The 15762-nt window shown below is 44.4% G+C and carries 18 protein-coding genes; 7 read left to right on the plus strand and 11 right to left on the minus strand.

The window, feature by feature from the left end; genetic code table 11:
* Entirely contained in the window at positions 1–1245 is a 1245-nt protein-coding gene (locus QGN29_RS05190) for an alginate export family protein (protein WP_310799623.1), read from the plus strand.
* On the opposite strand, the gene QGN29_RS05195 is transcribed toward QGN29_RS05190, so the two are convergent.
* Positions 1233–1673: a hypothetical protein gene (locus QGN29_RS05195; protein WP_310799624.1), complete on the minus strand. Its 441-nt coding sequence runs from the start codon at positions 1671–1673 to the stop codon at positions 1233–1235. The two genes, QGN29_RS05190 and QGN29_RS05195, sit on opposite strands and share 13 nt — an antisense overlap.
* Positions 1674–1695: 22 nt before the next feature.
* Entirely contained in the window at positions 1696–2142 is a 447-nt protein-coding gene (locus QGN29_RS05200) for a hypothetical protein (RefSeq protein WP_310799625.1), read from the minus strand.
* 277 nt (positions 2143–2419) lie between these two features.
* On the opposite strand from QGN29_RS05200, the gene QGN29_RS05205 reads away from it, so the two are divergent.
* Entirely contained in the window at positions 2420–2992 is a 573-nt protein-coding gene (locus QGN29_RS05205; RefSeq protein ID WP_310799626.1) for a PAS domain-containing protein, read from the plus strand.
* Positions 2993–3051: 59 nt separating this feature from the next.
* Here QGN29_RS05205 and QGN29_RS05210 read toward each other — a convergent pair whose 3' ends face one another.
* The 7 genes from QGN29_RS05210 to QGN29_RS05240 are packed head-to-tail and all read right to left on the minus strand — an operon-like array spanning position 3052 to position 9226.
* Complete coding sequence (locus QGN29_RS05210; protein ID WP_310799627.1) at positions 3052–3381, minus strand: HesB/IscA family protein; 330 nt, start codon at positions 3379–3381, stop codon at positions 3052–3054.
* A gap of 17 nt (positions 3382–3398) precedes the next feature.
* The gene (locus QGN29_RS05215; RefSeq protein ID WP_310799628.1) at positions 3399–3941 is read right to left on the minus strand and encodes an SUF system Fe-S cluster assembly protein; all 543 of its coding nucleotides are present in this window, start codon (positions 3939–3941) and stop codon (positions 3399–3401) included.
* Positions 3941–5185 carry an aminotransferase class V-fold PLP-dependent enzyme gene (locus QGN29_RS05220; protein WP_310799629.1) on the minus strand — a complete coding sequence of 415 codons (1245 nt, stop codon included), beginning with the start codon at positions 5183–5185 and terminating at the stop codon, positions 3941–3943. Before QGN29_RS05220 ends, QGN29_RS05215 begins: the two co-directional genes overlap by 1 nt.
* 1 nt (position 5186) lies before the next feature.
* Positions 5187–6461 carry a Fe-S cluster assembly protein SufD gene (sufD, locus tag QGN29_RS05225; protein WP_310799630.1) on the minus strand — a complete coding sequence of 425 codons (1275 nt, stop codon included), beginning with the start codon at positions 6459–6461 and terminating at the stop codon, positions 5187–5189.
* Between the two features lie 18 nt (positions 6462–6479).
* Positions 6480–7223 carry a Fe-S cluster assembly ATPase SufC gene (gene sufC, locus QGN29_RS05230; RefSeq protein ID WP_310799631.1) on the minus strand — a complete coding sequence of 248 codons (744 nt, stop codon included), beginning with the start codon at positions 7221–7223 and terminating at the stop codon, positions 6480–6482.
* An 8-nt stretch (positions 7224–7231) separates the two neighbouring features.
* Positions 7232–8701 (minus strand): Fe-S cluster assembly protein SufB, encoded by a 1470-nt coding sequence (sufB, locus tag QGN29_RS05235; protein WP_310799632.1) that lies wholly within the window; start codon positions 8699–8701, stop codon positions 7232–7234.
* A gap of 57 nt (positions 8702–8758) precedes the next feature.
* Positions 8759–9226 carry an SUF system Fe-S cluster assembly regulator gene (locus QGN29_RS05240; protein ID WP_310799633.1) on the minus strand — a complete coding sequence of 156 codons (468 nt, stop codon included), beginning with the start codon at positions 9224–9226 and terminating at the stop codon, positions 8759–8761.
* Positions 9227–9491: 265 nt separating this feature from the next.
* Here QGN29_RS05240 and QGN29_RS05245 point away from each other — a divergent pair, with 265 nt between their 5' ends.
* The 3 genes from QGN29_RS05245 to QGN29_RS05255 are packed head-to-tail and all read left to right on the plus strand — an operon-like array spanning position 9492 to position 12008.
* Complete coding sequence (locus tag QGN29_RS05245) at positions 9492–10394, plus strand: thiamine pyrophosphate-dependent dehydrogenase E1 component subunit alpha (protein ID WP_310800021.1); 903 nt, start codon at positions 9492–9494, stop codon at positions 10392–10394.
* Complete coding sequence (locus QGN29_RS05250; protein ID WP_310799634.1) at positions 10391–11365, plus strand: alpha-ketoacid dehydrogenase subunit beta; 975 nt, start codon at positions 10391–10393, stop codon at positions 11363–11365. The genes QGN29_RS05245 and QGN29_RS05250 overlap by 4 nt, the downstream gene beginning before the upstream one ends.
* Entirely contained in the window at positions 11355–12008 is a 654-nt protein-coding gene (locus tag QGN29_RS05255; RefSeq protein WP_310799635.1) for a cytochrome b/b6 domain-containing protein, read from the plus strand. Before QGN29_RS05250 ends, QGN29_RS05255 begins: the two co-directional genes overlap by 11 nt.
* A gap of 75 nt (positions 12009–12083) precedes the next feature.
* Here QGN29_RS05255 and QGN29_RS05260 read toward each other — a convergent pair whose 3' ends face one another.
* The gene (locus QGN29_RS05260) at positions 12084–12710 is read right to left on the minus strand and encodes a CoA transferase subunit B (RefSeq protein WP_310799637.1); all 627 of its coding nucleotides are present in this window, start codon (positions 12708–12710) and stop codon (positions 12084–12086) included.
* 1 nt (position 12711) lies between these two features.
* Entirely contained in the window at positions 12712–13416 is a 705-nt protein-coding gene (locus tag QGN29_RS05265) for a CoA transferase subunit A (RefSeq protein WP_310799638.1), read from the minus strand.
* Between the two features lie 208 nt (positions 13417–13624).
* Between QGN29_RS05265 and QGN29_RS05270 the strand changes: the two genes are divergently transcribed.
* Positions 13625–14173 carry a PH domain-containing protein gene (locus QGN29_RS05270; RefSeq protein ID WP_310799639.1) on the plus strand — a complete coding sequence of 183 codons (549 nt, stop codon included), beginning with the start codon at positions 13625–13627 and terminating at the stop codon, positions 14171–14173.
* 1 nt (position 14174) lies between these two features.
* On the plus strand, positions 14175–15740 hold the full coding sequence (locus tag QGN29_RS05275) for a PH domain-containing protein (protein ID WP_310799640.1): 1566 nt from the start codon (positions 14175–14177) through the stop codon (positions 15738–15740).
* The last annotated feature ends 22 nt before the right edge of the window (positions 15741–15762 follow it).

Consider the following 15762-nt stretch of genomic DNA (forward strand, 5'->3'; position numbering starts at 1 on the left):
ATGGCAATTTTGATGAAAAAGAGTGTTGGAATTGTTGGTGTGCTTTTGGTGCTGATTATGGCGCGCCCTAGTGCAGCTAGCGAGGTTCTCGAAGAGGTATTTGTTAAAGGAACACCTGTTGTTAACATTCGCTACCGTATGGAATCGGTTGATCAAGAAGGCATAGACAGAAATGCTCTTGCATCAACACTGCGAACGAAGCTTGGCTATAAAACCGGTGCCTATAAAGGGTTTAGCGGCTATATCGAACTTGAAAATAGTTTCGTTATTGGTGCAGAGAAGTATAATGATACTCTGAATGGGAAAAGCCAATATCCAGTCGTCGCGGATCCTGCTTCAACAGAAATGAATCAGATTTATCTACAGTATAAAGGGGCCCAAGGACTTTGGGCGAGAGTTGGGCGTCAAGGGATCAATATAGGAACTCAGAGGTATGTCGGGACTGTTGGTTGGCGCCAGAATGATCAAACTTTTGATGCCGTTGGATTTGGTTATAAAAAAGCTAAGGTATCCGCCAGTTATTATTATGTTTGGAATGTGAACCGTATTTTTTCTAGTGATAGCCCTGTCGGTGATTTTAAGACAAAAACCCAAATTGCCAATGCTTCTTATAGCTTTTCTCCGCTCGTAAAAGCAGAGGTGAATGCCTTATTCATTGATTTAGATACAGATATTGCAAATGTGAACAGAGGATTATCTTCTAAAACTTATACAGTAGGTCTCTCAGGGGCTGGAGATTTCTCAAGCTCAGTGAAAGCTGGCTATGTCATTGAAGTTGGATCACAGTCTGACTATGCAACATCCCAATTTGAGTATAAAGCCAGCTATTCAAACATAGAATTTTTTGCAAAGTCCAACGGGGTGACTGTCAAAATTGGCCAAGAGGTTCTGGGCAGCGATAACGGGAAATCTTTTGCGACACCGCTCGCAACGCTGCATAAATTTAATGGCTTTTCAGATAAATTTCTCAGCACCCCAGCATCAGGTTTGAAGGATCGATATGTCAAGATTGATTATATATTGTCGGCAAATTCAGGATGGTTAAAAGGGACCAAACTGATTGCGACCTATCATGATTTTAAATCAGATGTAAATGAGATCGATTACGGCAGTGAGTGGAATTTTGTGGCGAATAAAAAGCTCTCTACTTCGTTTGGATTGAATCTCAAAGCAGCCTTTTATAATTCAAAGGGACACGCGACCGATACTACGAAACTTTGGGCGACGCTTTCTTATTCATTGTGATCTGAAAATAGTGTCTGTGGTCCTTCGCCGCCATAAAAAGTAGCGAACAAATCAACGGCGAGTCCCATGCCAGCGCCGACAATCAGGATCCATGCAGTGTCTATCGTTGAGGCCCATTCTGAGCTCTGTGTCATGAGGGTTAGTTCATCTTCGATAAAGACATAGAAAGTAAGCATGAGACTGAATCCCATGAAAGGGCCTCGCACATACCATTGTAGAGGTTTTTTCAGGGAGGGAATCCAAACCATCACGCCCATCAACGCAACACAAGCACTTAAAGTATGAATAAGCAAGGCCGTCTTAAGCAGAAGGCCGTTTGAAAAGGGCTGAAAGAAATTTGGGAATAAGATCAGGCATAAGCCCGTGACACCCATACTATAAAGAAGGGCAATTATCTGTCGAGTGCGCATTGAAGGATAGTGAAGCATAATTTACTCTTAACAGCTTAGGTTAAATCGCATCGCCTTTTTGATCGGCGAGGGCACAGGCAGCGCCTTCACCAGCATAGCGTGTGGCAAGATAGTCTATGAGGAGTCCAAAGACAGCGCCTTCAAGGAGAAGCCAATAGGGGGAGGTTAGACCAATATCCATTGTCGTAAAAATTCGGGTGACCACATCTGGAGCAAAAAGGACAAGGAGGAAATTCATCCAAACACCCATAAGTGTGCCCCTAAACCACCATGGTAGTGAAAGTTTGAGCAAAGGATGATAGGTATAAACGCCCATCATAGCGACAATCGCTCCTAGAGTTGTATACCAGAGGACAAACCCCACTTGAAAACGCATCGCGATCGTTGGGTCTAGCATCAGATAAGCAAGTGTGCCAATCAATCCAAAGAGAAACCCTAAAGATTTGCCGATAATGATTCGTTTCATTAAAGATGAGGTTTTTGTCATCTGTCCCTCCACAAGCATGATGATGGGGTGGAGTGTAGCCGAAAAGTAGAGAAGAGACAATTTTTCATCGAATGAGGTTAAAAAAACAGTATACCCGATTTTATTAATTAAAATTTTATACTTTTGGTGAATTTTAAGGGCATTGATTGTATAAGATTCATCAAAATAATCCCCTTGCTGTGTTTTAAGAGTGGTTGAGGGATTGTGTGAAAGTAAAGAGTAATAAGATCGGCTTGTCCAAAGTTTCGGCAAGGTGTTCATGTGTTTGGAGTATACTATGGGTGATGTGGCAACAATTGTCCGATCATGGCATGATAAAATCAACGAGAAAGATTTACCATGTCGATCAACATTTAGTCCTATGAAAATGGGACGTTTTCTTGGATATACATATATCCTTGAGCAAAATGACGAAGGAATTTTCTTTCGTCTGGCAGGGTCTGATCTAGAGACAATCTGGGGACAGAGTCTTGCTAGCGAAAATATAACAGCTCTTCTGTCCAGTATTGAAAGCTATAATATATATCATGGGCTGATCAAATATGCTTTCGATCAAAAGATTGGATTGATTTTCACTGGGTTGTTGAAAGACAAGCATTCAAATTTTAGATCTATTGAAGAAGTTGTGCTTCCTTATGATAAAAAGGGCAGGACTGAGATGATTGGCGTTCAATTTGTGGGAAATGGGAAGTCCGGCCTGACATCCTTTTCAGAGAATGCTTATATTATTACAAATATAAAAATGATCGTTCCGTCAGGCATGCAAGAAACGCGGGCGCTTCCCTTAGAATTAGAAGATTTGATTAAGTCGCGAAGCATTCCCATTGAGATTGCTGAGAAAGAAATGTGACCATAAAAAAGGCCTGACAGTAAGTTCAGGCCTTTTTAGATTTTATTGGGATTTATCAGTTAAACCATAAAGCTTTCACCGCATCCACATCTGCCTTTTTCGTTAGGGTTTGTAAAGGTAAAGCCTGTAGAGAACATGCTGTCTTCCCAACCAATTTCGGTGCCAAATAAATGCAGCAGTGCTGTGCGGGGAACAAACAGGCTAAACCCTGCGTCGGTTTCTATAACCTCGTCTGTAGGATCCGCTTTTGTGACATAATCAATATCATAGCCTAGACCAGAGCAGCCTTTAACGGCTGTACCAAGGCGAATGCCAATCGCGTCTGGTTGTTTTGCCATAAGAGCACGCATATGATCAATTGCTTCAGGTTTTACAGTGATAACAGACATTCTACTTCTCCGAATCTTTATAAGAGACCTAATTCTAGGCGCGCTTCGTCACTCATTAAGGACATATCCCAGGCCGGTTCCCAGACAAGTTGGACACCACAGTCTTTAACGCCTTTGACAGATTTTACCTTCATTTCCACTTCGCCAGGCATGGTTTCGGCTACGGGGCAATGGGGTGTGGTGAGTGTCATAACGATATCGACGGAGAAATCACCGGCTACATTCACTTCGTAAATGAGACCCATTTCGTATATATTCACTGGAATTTCAGGGTCGTAAATTTCACGCAGAGCTTCAACGATTGTGCGCTTCAATGCGTCAGCATTTTCTGGCATCGGACGATCGTCAACAAGAGGCGCAGTGTCTGCCTCGTCATCTGATCCCGTGTCTGCCGCTTCTTCTTCCGTATTCTTTTCCATAAACCGGTTCAGAAAATAACTATCTCTGGTCTGGTCATAGGCATCAGGATCCACAACAGGACGCTCACTGGTTTCAGCTGTCTGATTGTCGGTTTCTGCAGGACGACTTAAGTCCAATATATCTCTTTCGCGATTTGTCATTAGCCAAATAAATCCATTACTTTTTGTAGGCCCGCTATGAAGCGATCTACATCTTCTTTTGTATTATATATACCAAAACTTGCTCTGACAGTGCCAGGAATTTCAAAAAAATCCATAGCGGGCTGTGCACAGTGATGTCCCGCGCGAACCGCAACTCCTTGGCGATCTAAAATTGTGCCAATATCATGGGGATGTGCAGTTTCCATGACAAAACTTATCAGAGCAGTTTTGTGAGCGCTTGTTCCAATGAAACGCACGCTATTCAGGCCAGCCATTTTCTCCATAGCATAGTCTCGTAACATGTCTTCATGAGCTTGAATGGCTTCATACCCAATATCCAACAGGTAATCAATGGCAGCGCCCATTGCAATACCCCCTGCAATATTGGGCGTGCCAGCTTCAAACTTGTAGGGCAAATCATTCCATGTACTGCCTTCAAATGAAACCGTGGAAATCATATCGCCGCCGCCGTGCCACGGGGGCATCGCATCCAGCAATGCTTCTTTGCCGTAAAGAATGCCAACGCCCGTTGGGCCATACATTTTATGGGCTGAAAAAACATAGAAATCTGCATCAAGCGCTTGTACATCAATTTGCATATGGGGCGCTGCTTGGCACCCATCAATGAGGGTTAGAGCGCCGTGTGCGTGGGCAAGGTCAATGATCTCTTTCACTGGGTTAATTGTCCCCACGCTATTTGAGATATGGCCTACAGCAACCATTTTTGTCTTATCTGAGAGCAGGCGACGATAAGCATCCATATCAAGTGTCGCTGTTTCGTCCACAGGAATGACTTTAATGACAGCCCCTTTTTCAGCTGCCAAAATCTGCCATGGAACAATATTAGAATGATGTTCTATGGTAGTAAGAATAATCTCGTCCCCAGCTTGAAGGGTAGACCTACCCCAGGCCTGAGAGACCAAATTTATACCTTCTGTCGCACCACGTACAAAAATACACTCCTTATGACTAGACGCATTAATAAATTTCTGTACTTTAAGGCGTGTTTCCTCATAGGCTTCCGTAGCATCTTGAGAGAATTTATACACCCCCCGGTGGATATTTGCATAGGTGGTTTCATAGACAGCTTTTTCTGCTTCTATAACCACAGATGGTTTTTGCGCGCTTGCTGCACTGTCCAAGAAAGTCAATGGTTTGCCATAAACAGTTTGCTCAAAAATAGGGAAATCTTTCCGAATTTTTTCTGCATCAAGACGAGGGGCTGATTCTTCAGTAACTGTCATGTTATGCCTCGCGTCTTGCTGACATCCAGTTGAGGATGCGGTCGTTAATCATGTCGCGCATCTCAGCATCTTCTACAAACTCTAAAGCGTCTGCGGCAAAGGCCTCGACCAATATCTGACGGGCACTGGCTGGATCAATACCGCGAGAAACAAGATAGAAATAGGCCTTTTCGTCGAGCTCTCCGACCGTTGCTCCGTGTGAGCATTTTACGTCATCGGCATAAATCTCAAGCTCAGGTTTGGCATTGGCCTCGGCTGTTCTATCTAAAAGAAGAGCACGACAGCTCTGATCGGCCAATGTTTTTTGGGCGTCTACTGCGACGGTTACTTTACCCTGAAAGGCTGATTTTCCCTTTTTATCAAGAACAGCTCTAAAAATTTGATCACTCACAGCGTTGGGTACTGTGTGATCAACATGGGTGCGAATGTCCAATGTTTGACCGGCAGCTGCGAGATTGGCGCCGTCTATGCGAACATCTGCTTCTTCGCTTAATACTCGAACATGATGTTCCATGCGGCCATAAAGAGCGCCTGTTTGAAGGTTAAAGCCTTGATAGCGTGCTTCCGCGCCGCAGTCTACATAGACACTGCTGGTGTGGGTCGCATTTGGCCCCTCTTCTTGCAATTTATAATGTGTTAATTTTGTGCCTTCACTCAGCCGTGATTGCATAACAGTATTTGTCCAATAATCAGCATCATCCCCAATGAAGCGCTCAATGATCGTTGCTTCAGCATGCTCACCCATTTGCACAAGAAGGCGGGTTTGAAGGCTTTGCTCAGAGGCTGCAGAAGCCACATGAAGAATTTCGATGGGTGCTTCCAGTTTTGTTCCAGCCTTTACGGTCAGAACATAACCAGCATTCATCAGAGCAGCATTCAAATGGACAAGCGCGCCATCGCCCATCTCAAGAGATACTGTGCGATCTTCCTCATTGGCCGCGAAGTGGTTGTTCAGATGGGTCATCGTTAAACCTGTCTGAGAGTCGGGCATTTTGCTATGGTCTTCGCTCAGGGATCCGTTCACAAAGACAAGCGTCGCACTTGCTTCGTTTATAAGCAAGTCCGGTTGATCAATGGTAACAGCCATGGGAAGGCCATATGCCTTTTCCCGTATTGCTTTTAAGTTACTATAACGCCAGTCTTCATGGCGATGCGTGGGAATGCCATACTTTTTAGCTTGATGAAAGACTTCTCGCTTGAGCGTGTCCACAACTTCACTGGCCCCTTCGCGGGCTTTGAGTTGTTCTTCGTAAATATCAAAAATTGCGTTTGTCATATGTGTTATCCACCGGCTTTATGCAACGTCTGCATAGCCCTTCTCTTCCAATTCCAAAGCGAGTTCTGGTCCACCGGATTTTACAATCCGACCACCAGCAAGTACATGAATAACGTCAGGCTTTACGTAATCAAGAAGACGTTGATAATGGGTGATCAACAGAATAGATGTGTCACTGCGGCGTTGACGGTTAATGCCTTCAGAGACAATTCTTAGGGCGTCAATATCAAGGCCAGAGTCTGTTTCATCAAGAACGGCAAGTTTTGGATCAAGGATAGACATTTGAAGCATTTCATTACGCTTCTTCTCTCCGCCTGAGAATCCGACATTCACAAAGCGCTTGAGCATTTCCATATCCATTTGAAGTTCGTTCGCTTTCGCTCGGACAAGTTTCATGAATTCTGCTGCAGACATATCTTCTTTACCCTGATAGCCGCGGATACTGTTCAAGGCAGTGCGCATGAAATTGAGGTTCGAAACGCCTGGAATTTCCACAGGATATTGAAAGCCAAGAAAAATGCCTTCTCCGACACGCTCGTGGGGCTCAAGATCCAGCAGGTCTTTTCCATTGAATGTAATCGATCCAGATGTCACTTCATAATCATCGCGCCCAGCGATGGTAGAGGATAGGGTTGATTTTCCTGCCCCATTTGGGCCCATGATGGCATGCACTTCACCGGCTTTAATTTCTAGGTTCAAGCCTTTGATAATTTCAGTCCCGTTTTCTTCAACGGCAACATGGAGATTTTCAATTTTAATCATAATAAGTCCTATCCAACACTGCCTTCTAGGCTAATGCCCAGCAGCTTTTGTGCTTCAACTGCGAATTCCATCGGCAGATGTTGCATTACTTCTTTACAAAATCCATTCACGATCATCGCGACCGCTTCTTCTTCATCCAAACCCCGTGATCGGCAATAGAACATTTGATCTTCAGAGATCTTAGAGGTGGTTGCCTCATGCTCGATTTGTGCTGTCGGGTTTTTCACTTCAATATAAGGGACTGTGTGAGCCCCTGATGTTGAAGAGACAAGCAAACTATCACATTGGGTATAATTTCTAACATTGTCAGCACCCGCCATAACTTTCACCAATCCGCGGTAGGTGTTTTGGCTTTTCCCGGCAGATATTCCCTTGGAGATAATAGTGGATCGACTGCCTTTGCCTTGGTGTATCATTTTTGTTCCTGTGTCAGCCTGTTGATAGTTATTGGTCACAGCCACAGAATAAAATTCACCGACACTATTTTCTCCAGCTAGGATACAGCTTGGGTATTTCCATGTGACCGCAGATCCTGTTTCAACTTGCGTCCAACTGATCTTACTATTCTTGCCTTTACAGATGCCGCGCTTGGTTACAAAATTATAAATACCACCCTTCCCGTCTTTATCACCGGGATACCAGTTTTGAACTGTCGAATATTTAATTTCAGCATCACCTAAGGCGACAAGTTCTACCACTGCGGCATGAAGTTGATTTTCATCGCGCTGAGGAGCAGTACAGCCCTCAAGGTATGAAACGTATGAGCCTTCGTCAGCAATAATTAACGTACGCTCAAATTGGCCTGTATTTTCAGCATTAATTCTGAAATAGGTGGACAGCTCCATGGGACAACGCACCCCCTTTGGAATATAGACAAAAGTCCCGTCTGTGAAGACAGCGCAGTTTAAAGCAGCAAAGTAGTTATCTCGGACAGGCACAACAGTTGCGAGATATTTTTTGATCATATCAGGATATTCTTTGATGGCTTCAGAGATAGACATAAAGATGACCCCGGCTTTTGTAAGCTCTTCTCTGAAGGTTGTCGCAACAGAAACACTATCAAAGACCGCATCGACAGCTACTTTCCGAGCGCCTTCCACTCCAGCGAGGACTTTTTGTTCCTCTAGGGGAATGCCAAGCTTGGCATATGTCTCTAACAAATAGGGATCTACCTCATCCAGAGATTTAGGCTTATCCGCTGTTTTCGGCGCCGCAAAATAGTAGGCATCCTGATAGTCAATTGGCGGATAATTCAGCTTTGCCCAATCAGGATCTTCCATCTTGAGCCATTTTTGATAGGCATCCAGGCGCCATTCAAGCATCCACTCTGGCTCATCTTTTTTTGCAGAAATAAATCGAATGATATCTTCATTCAGCCCTTTTGGGGCGAACTCTTGTTCGATATCTGTCACAAAGCCATGCTTATATTCGCCTGTGACTTCTTCGACCTGCTTGCGGGCTTCAGCGGTGCCTGCCATATTCTGTACTCCTTACCTGAGAACGCCTCTACGGCGAGTTCGCTCTGCTTTCCGAGATTACTCTGCGGCGGTTTCCATGGTTTCATCCAGTAGCGCGTTTAAAGCGAGACCAGCTTTTGGGGTTTCGATTGATGCGAGAGAGATTTTATCAAGACCTTCTCTAATCGTTTGATTAATCATAACCCAGTGAGGGCGCATGCCGCACATCTCTTCATAGCTGCAATCATGCTTTGTCGTACTGACACAGTGAGTTAGAGAGATTGGACCATCAATAGCTTCAATAATATCGGTCATTGAAATTTCGTCTTTCGAGCGCGCCAGTGTAAATCCACCTTTTAACCCACGGGTAGAGATTAACAGATCAGCTTTGCCTAAAAGATTCAAAATCTTTGAAACAGTTGTGGCAGGAATTTTTGTGACATTACTCAATCCTTGCGCACTATAGAGATTTTTTTCTTCAAAGCCTTTAGCGATTTCGGCCATCAATAAGACAGCATAATCCGCTAAATTGGTTAACCTGATCATCTTTAACTCCTGCACACCTAAAATAGTAAGTCTGGATTCATGGGCCATTATTTACTTTAGGCATTAGCTTTTCTATAGTCGACCTACTCATCCAGCGATGCGGAAGGGTAGTTTATTATATATGACTATTTTGGTAAAGTTTAACTAGTGTGGCTTAACCGACTTGTCAACCATTCAAAGTAGATATCTGAAGATTGAGGGCGATTCTGTCGCTTAGATAGACTAAACTGCAGGCGGACTCAATAAAAAGGACAAAAAAGTGTCGATGATTGAAGACTATCAAAAGATGCTGACCATTAGACTCATAGAGCAAAAGCTTACAGAGTTATATGATGCAGGTCGCGTGCCTGGCTTGATCCATCCTGCTCTAGGCGGCGAGGCGCTTGCTGTGGGTGTTGCTCATCTGTTGACACCAGGAATAGATATGATCTTTTCTTCTCACCGATGTCATGGGCATGCCTTGGCTGGAGGCATAGATATCAAAGGAATGATCCGTGAGATTTTAGGGCGATCTGATGGCATTAATAAAGGCCGTGCTGGCACCCAGCATCTGAATGATCCTAGGGCACCTGAAAACGGTTCTTTATTTGTCTCGGGCAATGGCATTGTCGGCGGGCAGGTGCCGCTAGCGCTTGGCGCAGCACTCAGTGCTAAGCGAAGGCAGACAGGTGGTATGGCAGTGGTGTTTTTTGGAGACGGCGCAGTGAATCAAGGCGGTGTGCTAGAGAGTCTGAATTTAGCAATGATGCAAAAGCTGCCAGTGCTCTTTATCTGTGAAAATAATGGCGTTGCCCTCAGCACAGCATCGTCGCATGCAGCCGCAGAACAAGATTTTTCTGCTCGAGCTCAGGCCGTTGGGATGCAAAGTTTGAAAATTAATGGTCGGGATCTAGGGGCAGTCAAGTCTGGACTTGCTGATCGACTGTCTTTCATTAGAGGTGGCGCGCCCCTTTTCCTTGAAGCATCCGTTGATCGCCTTTGTGGTCATTTTCATCAAGATGAGGAACGCTATAGACAGACTAAGCCAATGATTAATAGCCCTGATGACCCTTTGGTGATCATGAAGGATTATCTCATGTCAGAGGGCTTGGATGAGGATGAAATATATCACATAACCGACTCGCAGACGGCCCTGATTTCTACTCTTTTGAAGGAGGCTGTTCAATGACGACTGTAAGATCTGCCCTCAATGATACATTAAGAGATTTAATGCGCAATGACGCCTTGGTTATCCTACTTGGAGAAGACATTGCTGGCGGCCAAGACCCAGCTGGAGACGGAGCTCTGGGAGGTTGTTTCGGTGTGACAGCAGGCTTATATCGTGAATTTGGCTCAAGCCGCGTCATGGATATGCCCATTTCAGAGACAGCCTTTGTTGGGATGGCTGTCGGGGCGGCCATGACTGGGTTGAAGCCGATTGTGGAAATTATGTTCTGTGATTTTATGGGTGTCTGCTTCGATCAAATTATCAATCAAGCAGCGAAAAAGCATTATCTTTCAGGAGGTCAGCGCGACCTTCCCTTAGTCATAAGAACGACTTATGGAGCGGGGGAGAGTAGCGCAGCGATGCATAGTCAAAGCTTATATGGGTTATTGATGCAAATCGCAGGGCTTTCCGTGGCTGTGCCTTCAACCCCAATAGAGGCAGAAATGGTGTTACGACAGGCGGTTGATCACACGGAACCAACAGTGATATTTGAACATAAAAACCTTTATGATCAAGGGGATATTGATTGGACCCCCAAAAAAGAACAGAAGCCAGACTATACGGTCGTTGCTCTGGGTGCGATGGCGCATAAGGTCAAGGCTGTTCAGGAGAAATTGGCTGAAGAAGGGATGAGAATTGACTTGATTAAACCTGTGTGGATCTCTCCTTTAGATTGTGCGCCCATTCTTGAAAGCCTTGGTCAGACAGGACGCTTATTTGTTGTAGATGAAGGTACCCATCAAGCTGGTTTTGCAGACGCTGTGATCGCTGAAGTGTCAAGGCGCGGCTTTGATTTATTGACTGAAGCACCAATTTCAATCACACCGCCAGCTTATCCGATCCCATATGCAAGTGATCAGGAAGCAGACTGGCTGCCCTCAGAAGAGGATATTTTCAGTGCGATAAAAGAGGAGTTAAAGCATGCAGGGTAAAGTTTGGGATCTGGCAACACGCTTATTTCACTGGCTATTGGTCATTGCTTTTGCTGTGGCTTGTTACAGTGGTTTTCAAGATAAAATAGTTGGGAATTACGGTGATATACATCGTCGGGCAGGGATTTTTATTCTGATTCTCGTTCTCTTTCGCTTTATCTGGGGAGTCGTAGGTAGTGATACCAGTCGATTCTCTAGATTCGTAAAAGGTCCAAGATCGATTCTTCACTATGTTCGCGGCGAGTCTCAAGACTCGGGCGACTCAATCGGGCATAGTCCCCTTGGTGCTCTGAGCGTTATGGCGATGTTAGTGTTACTTTTGACACAGGCAACATTAGGATTATTTGGCACGGATGGTATTCTCTTTGAAGGGCCTTTGGCACATCTTGTAGACAATAGTGAGCGCATAACTCTCATTCATCGCTGGATCGGTTATAGTTTGATGGGATTGGTTGGGCTCCATCTGGCGGCTATCTTATTTTATAAACTGGTTAAGAAAAAAGCATTGGTTTGGCCAATGATTTCAGGCAATGCTGAGGTTCAAGGGACACCGCCTATAATGCGATCCCAGTGGCGAGCTATAACGGTGTTTTTTGTAAGCGGTGGTCTTGTCTGTAGCGTGATTTTTATATGGCTTCAGTAGACTGAGAAAACTGTCTCGAGAGGGATAAATAAAGACCAACTCAGGCTGGTCTTTATTCTTTTTTCAGGATTGGTATTAAGCCACTAAAGTCGCTTCTGTAGCACTTTCAATATCGCTTAAAGTAACACCGTCAGCCATTTCAACCACTTTAATTCCGCCGTCAACGATATCGAAAACACCGAGATTCGTTACAATGCGATCTACACATTTTTGGCCCGTAAGGGGCAGGGTACAGGCCTTAAGCAATTTACTCTCGCCCTTTTTGTTGGTGTGATCCATAATGACAACCACGCGTTGGACACCAGCAACAAGGTCCATAGCGCCGCCCATACCTTTCACCATTTTGCCTGGAATCATCCAATTGGCAATATCACCGTTTTCAGCGATTTCCATGGCACCTAGAATAGACAAATTGATGTGACCCCCTCGGATCATGCCGAAGCTGTCTGCACTCGAAAAATAACTTGTGGTATCGAGTTCAGTAATAGTTTGCTTTCCCGCATTGATGAGATCTGAGTCAACCTCATCATCATACGGAAAAGGGCCCATGCCCAGCATACCGTTTTCACTTTGCAAGGTGACATTGATGCCGTCAGGAATATGGTTTGCAACAAGCGTTGGAATGCCAATGCCTAAATTACAGTAAAAACCGTCCTTGAGTTCTAGAGCAGCTCTGGCTGCCATTTGATTACGATCCCACATATCAGTTCTCCTCACGCGCTCTAACGGTGCGCTGTTCAATGCGCTTTTCATGATTGCCTTGAATTATCCGCTGAACGAAAATCCCTGGGGTGTGAATGTGATCAGGGTCGAGACTACCCGCAGGAACAATTTCTTCCACCTCAGCAACAGTGACTTTGCCTGCTGTCGCCATCATTGGATTAAAGTTGCGTGCCGTTTTTCTATAGATCAAATTGCCTTCTGTGTCGGCCTTCCATGCTTTTACGATAGAGAGGTCTGCAGTCAAGCCGGTTTCCATGATATAAGTTTCGCCTTGAAATTCTTTATGTTCTTTTCCGTCTGCGACAACAGTTCCAACTCCGGTCTTTGTGAAGAAGCCAGGAATGCCTGCCCCTCCTGCACGAATGCGTTCTGCGAGAGTTCCTTGCGGATTAAACTCTAATTCAAGTTCGCCCTCAAGATATTGGCGCTCGAATTCTTTGTTTTCCCCTACATAAGAGCTGTACATTTTTTTAATTTGTTTCGCATCTAGAAGAATACCAAGGCCGAATCCATCAACACCGCAATTATTAGAGACAATTGAAATGTCTTTCGTCCCAGCAGTGTGAATGGCTTGAATTAAATTTTCAGGAATGCCGCAGAGACCAAAACCCCCTGCCATCATTTCCATGCCGTCGAACAACAAACCGTCAAGGGCATGCTCGGCATTTTTATAGACTTTTGTCATGGAACCAATTTCCTCCTCAGAATTATACTCCTATTTAGGTACAGGATGATCTTTTGAAATTCAATATTTTATTGCAGCGCACAATAATAAAGAGTATTTTCCAAGTTCCTTCTCAACAGGTTTCCTGCGAACAGGAATCGATAGGCTTCTTGTAATTTCCTTTTCATTGCTTATGTTTAATAAAAATAGATAAACCTAGGGAAACGCCATGACAGATTTTGTAAACGATCCTGTAGAGACGGATTTTTTGCCGAAAGCGGATGCTTTGATTTTTTCGACACTTAGTCCAAAATATACAAAAAGTGCTCGGATATTAATGTTTTTATGGCTTGCCCTGCCTTTCATTCCCACAATCATTATTATGCTGATTTCCAACAGTGATAAATGGCTGATCACTCAGTGGTGGTCGCCGTTCATGTATTTATTACCTGTTCTTGTGATGCAGCTTCTTCTCGGTCCGATTATGCGAGCAAAAGGCTATGCTATTCGGGATCATGACATTCATTATCAGTCTGGGTTAATTTGGCGCAAAGTTGTGACCCTGCCGTTTAATCGAATTCAACATGTGGAAATTGAAAGTGGCCCTGTGGATCGTCTTTTTAAATTATCAGAAGTGAAGATTTTTACGGCAGGCGGGGGGAAAACCGACATGGCCATCCCTGGCCTTGAATTTGCTAAGGCGACTGAATTAAGAGATTACATCGTCCATAAAGCCAGCGAGGCCCGGAACCTACCAGCAGATGATCAGGAGGTCTAAGATGTCTGACTCTGAGCTCAGCATAGAATCCTCTCCAGAGCAGGAAGGCTATGAACTTCAAAATTGGCAGAAAGTATCTCCGCTCTCAATTTTGCATTTCACCATTGGCCAAATTTTTAAATTTTTCACGCAGGGTATCCAAGGCCTTTTGCCGCTGTTGGCTGTTGGGGTTGGGGCAGGTGAGAAGCGCTGGCTTGTTTTAGGAATTATCGCCCTCGTAGGTGGGGCCGTCTTAATCATTGGTGCGATCCTAACATATATGAAATTTCGCTATCGCTTACATGCGGATCAAGTACACATTCAGAAGGGTGTATTGACAAGAAAACGGCTACATCTGGATTATGATCGCATTCAAAATGTCGCGCTAGAAGAGCCCCTTTATTTCCGACCTTTCAACATGGTTGTTGTAAAAATTGAAAGTGCTGGCTCTAGCGGGGAAGAAGTTGCCTTGGCGGGAATTCCTCGAGAGAAGGCCGCTGAAATTCGTTCAACCGTGATGAATTATAAACCTCAGAACTCTCTCAAAAAAGAAGCAGTTACACAAGAGAGTGCGCCCATAGATCTGCCTGCAGAAACAGAGTTGCTCCGCCTGTCTATTGATGAATTGATCCGTTATGGACTGTCTAACAATAATGTCTGGATCATGATGGGCTTTTTTGGGGGTATCATGCCCCAGATTGATGACATGCTCTCATCTTATATAAAACCAATGTTCGAGGCTGGACAAGAAGCAGTGAACGGCATTGAATACGGAGTTGCTATTCTGTTAGTGTTTTTCTTGCTGACAGTTTTTATTGTGATGATGCTTTTTTCAATCTTAGGCGCCATTATCACACAGTATAACTTTCGGTTAAGTCGAGGAACTGATGGACGATTTCATCGCAGCAAAGGATTGTTTGAGCGGCAAGAAACGAGCCTAAAGGAAAGTAAAATCCAAGCAGTGGTTTTTAAGCAGGGTTGGGTCGCAAAACTCCTTAATCGATGGCATATTTACCTGAAGCAAGTCAGCTTCAAAGGCCAACAGCATCAGCCGGGTCAAAAGGGGGATGTCAATTTACTAATCCCGAGCAGTACCGATGCATTTATGGACCGTATGATGGGGATTACCTTCCCTACTTATAAACCTCAAGAAGCATTTAGCCCAATTAACAAGCGATTCATCTATAAGACTGTTGGTTTATACGTATTGCCGATCGCAACTCTGGTGGCGGCACTCAATTGGTTTATTCATGGTAAATTGATCGCCTTGGTGCCTTTTCTTGCACCGGTCATAGCCCTGCCTCTTCTTTACTTAGTCTGGTATCGCTATGGCTACCAAAGAGATGATACGCATGGGTATATCCGGTCCGGCTTCATAGGGCAGAAACGCACGCTTTTTGCCTTTTATAAAGTGCAAACAGTTGAGGTCACTCAGTCTTATGGTCAAAGAAAAACAGGGCATGCTGAGCTAAAGATTAAATTAGCAGGTACCTCTTTGACAATTCCTTATATGCCGATCGAGGACGCCTATGAATGGCGAGATAGGATATTATATGAAGTTGAGACAACAGAGAAAAGCTTCATGTAAGAAAAAGCCCCACATTTAGCGG

This window comes from Temperatibacter marinus (assembly GCF_031598375.1).
Taxonomy (GTDB): domain Bacteria; phylum Pseudomonadota; class Alphaproteobacteria; order Sphingomonadales; family Kordiimonadaceae; genus Temperatibacter; species Temperatibacter marinus.

Coding starts and splice junctions, on each gene's coding strand:
- QGN29_RS05190 (WP_310799623.1), top strand. CDS start 1: ATGGCAATTTTGATGAAAAAGAGTGTTGGAATTGTTGGTGTGCTTTTG.
- QGN29_RS05195 (WP_310799624.1), bottom strand. CDS start 1,673: ATGCTTCACTATCCTTCAATGCGCACTCGACAGATAATTGCCCTTCTT.
- QGN29_RS05200 (WP_310799625.1), bottom strand. CDS start 2,142: ATGACAAAAACCTCATCTTTAATGAAACGAATCATTATCGGCAAATCT.
- QGN29_RS05205 (WP_310799626.1), top strand. CDS start 2,420: ATGGGTGATGTGGCAACAATTGTCCGATCATGGCATGATAAAATCAAC.
- QGN29_RS05210 (WP_310799627.1), bottom strand. CDS start 3,381: ATGTCTGTTATCACTGTAAAACCTGAAGCAATTGATCATATGCGTGCT.
- QGN29_RS05215 (WP_310799628.1), bottom strand. CDS start 3,941: ATGACAAATCGCGAAAGAGATATATTGGACTTAAGTCGTCCTGCAGAA.
- QGN29_RS05220 (WP_310799629.1), bottom strand. CDS start 5,185: ATGACAGTTACTGAAGAATCAGCCCCTCGTCTTGATGCAGAAAAAATT.
- sufD (WP_310799630.1), bottom strand. CDS start 6,461: ATGACAAACGCAATTTTTGATATTTACGAAGAACAACTCAAAGCCCGC.
- sufC (WP_310799631.1), bottom strand. CDS start 7,223: ATGATTAAAATTGAAAATCTCCATGTTGCCGTTGAAGAAAACGGGACT.
- sufB (WP_310799632.1), bottom strand. CDS start 8,701: ATGGCAGGCACCGCTGAAGCCCGCAAGCAGGTCGAAGAAGTCACAGGC.
- QGN29_RS05240 (WP_310799633.1), bottom strand. CDS start 9,226: ATGATCAGGTTAACCAATTTAGCGGATTATGCTGTCTTATTGATGGCC.
- QGN29_RS05245 (WP_310800021.1), top strand. CDS start 9,492: ATGATTGAAGACTATCAAAAGATGCTGACCATTAGACTCATAGAGCAA.
- QGN29_RS05250 (WP_310799634.1), top strand. CDS start 10,391: ATGACGACTGTAAGATCTGCCCTCAATGATACATTAAGAGATTTAATG.
- QGN29_RS05255 (WP_310799635.1), top strand. CDS start 11,355: ATGCAGGGTAAAGTTTGGGATCTGGCAACACGCTTATTTCACTGGCTA.
- QGN29_RS05260 (WP_310799637.1), bottom strand. CDS start 12,710: ATGTGGGATCGTAATCAAATGGCAGCCAGAGCTGCTCTAGAACTCAAG.
- QGN29_RS05265 (WP_310799638.1), bottom strand. CDS start 13,416: ATGACAAAAGTCTATAAAAATGCCGAGCATGCCCTTGACGGTTTGTTG.
- QGN29_RS05270 (WP_310799639.1), top strand. CDS start 13,625: ATGACAGATTTTGTAAACGATCCTGTAGAGACGGATTTTTTGCCGAAA.
- QGN29_RS05275 (WP_310799640.1), top strand. CDS start 14,175: ATGTCTGACTCTGAGCTCAGCATAGAATCCTCTCCAGAGCAGGAAGGC.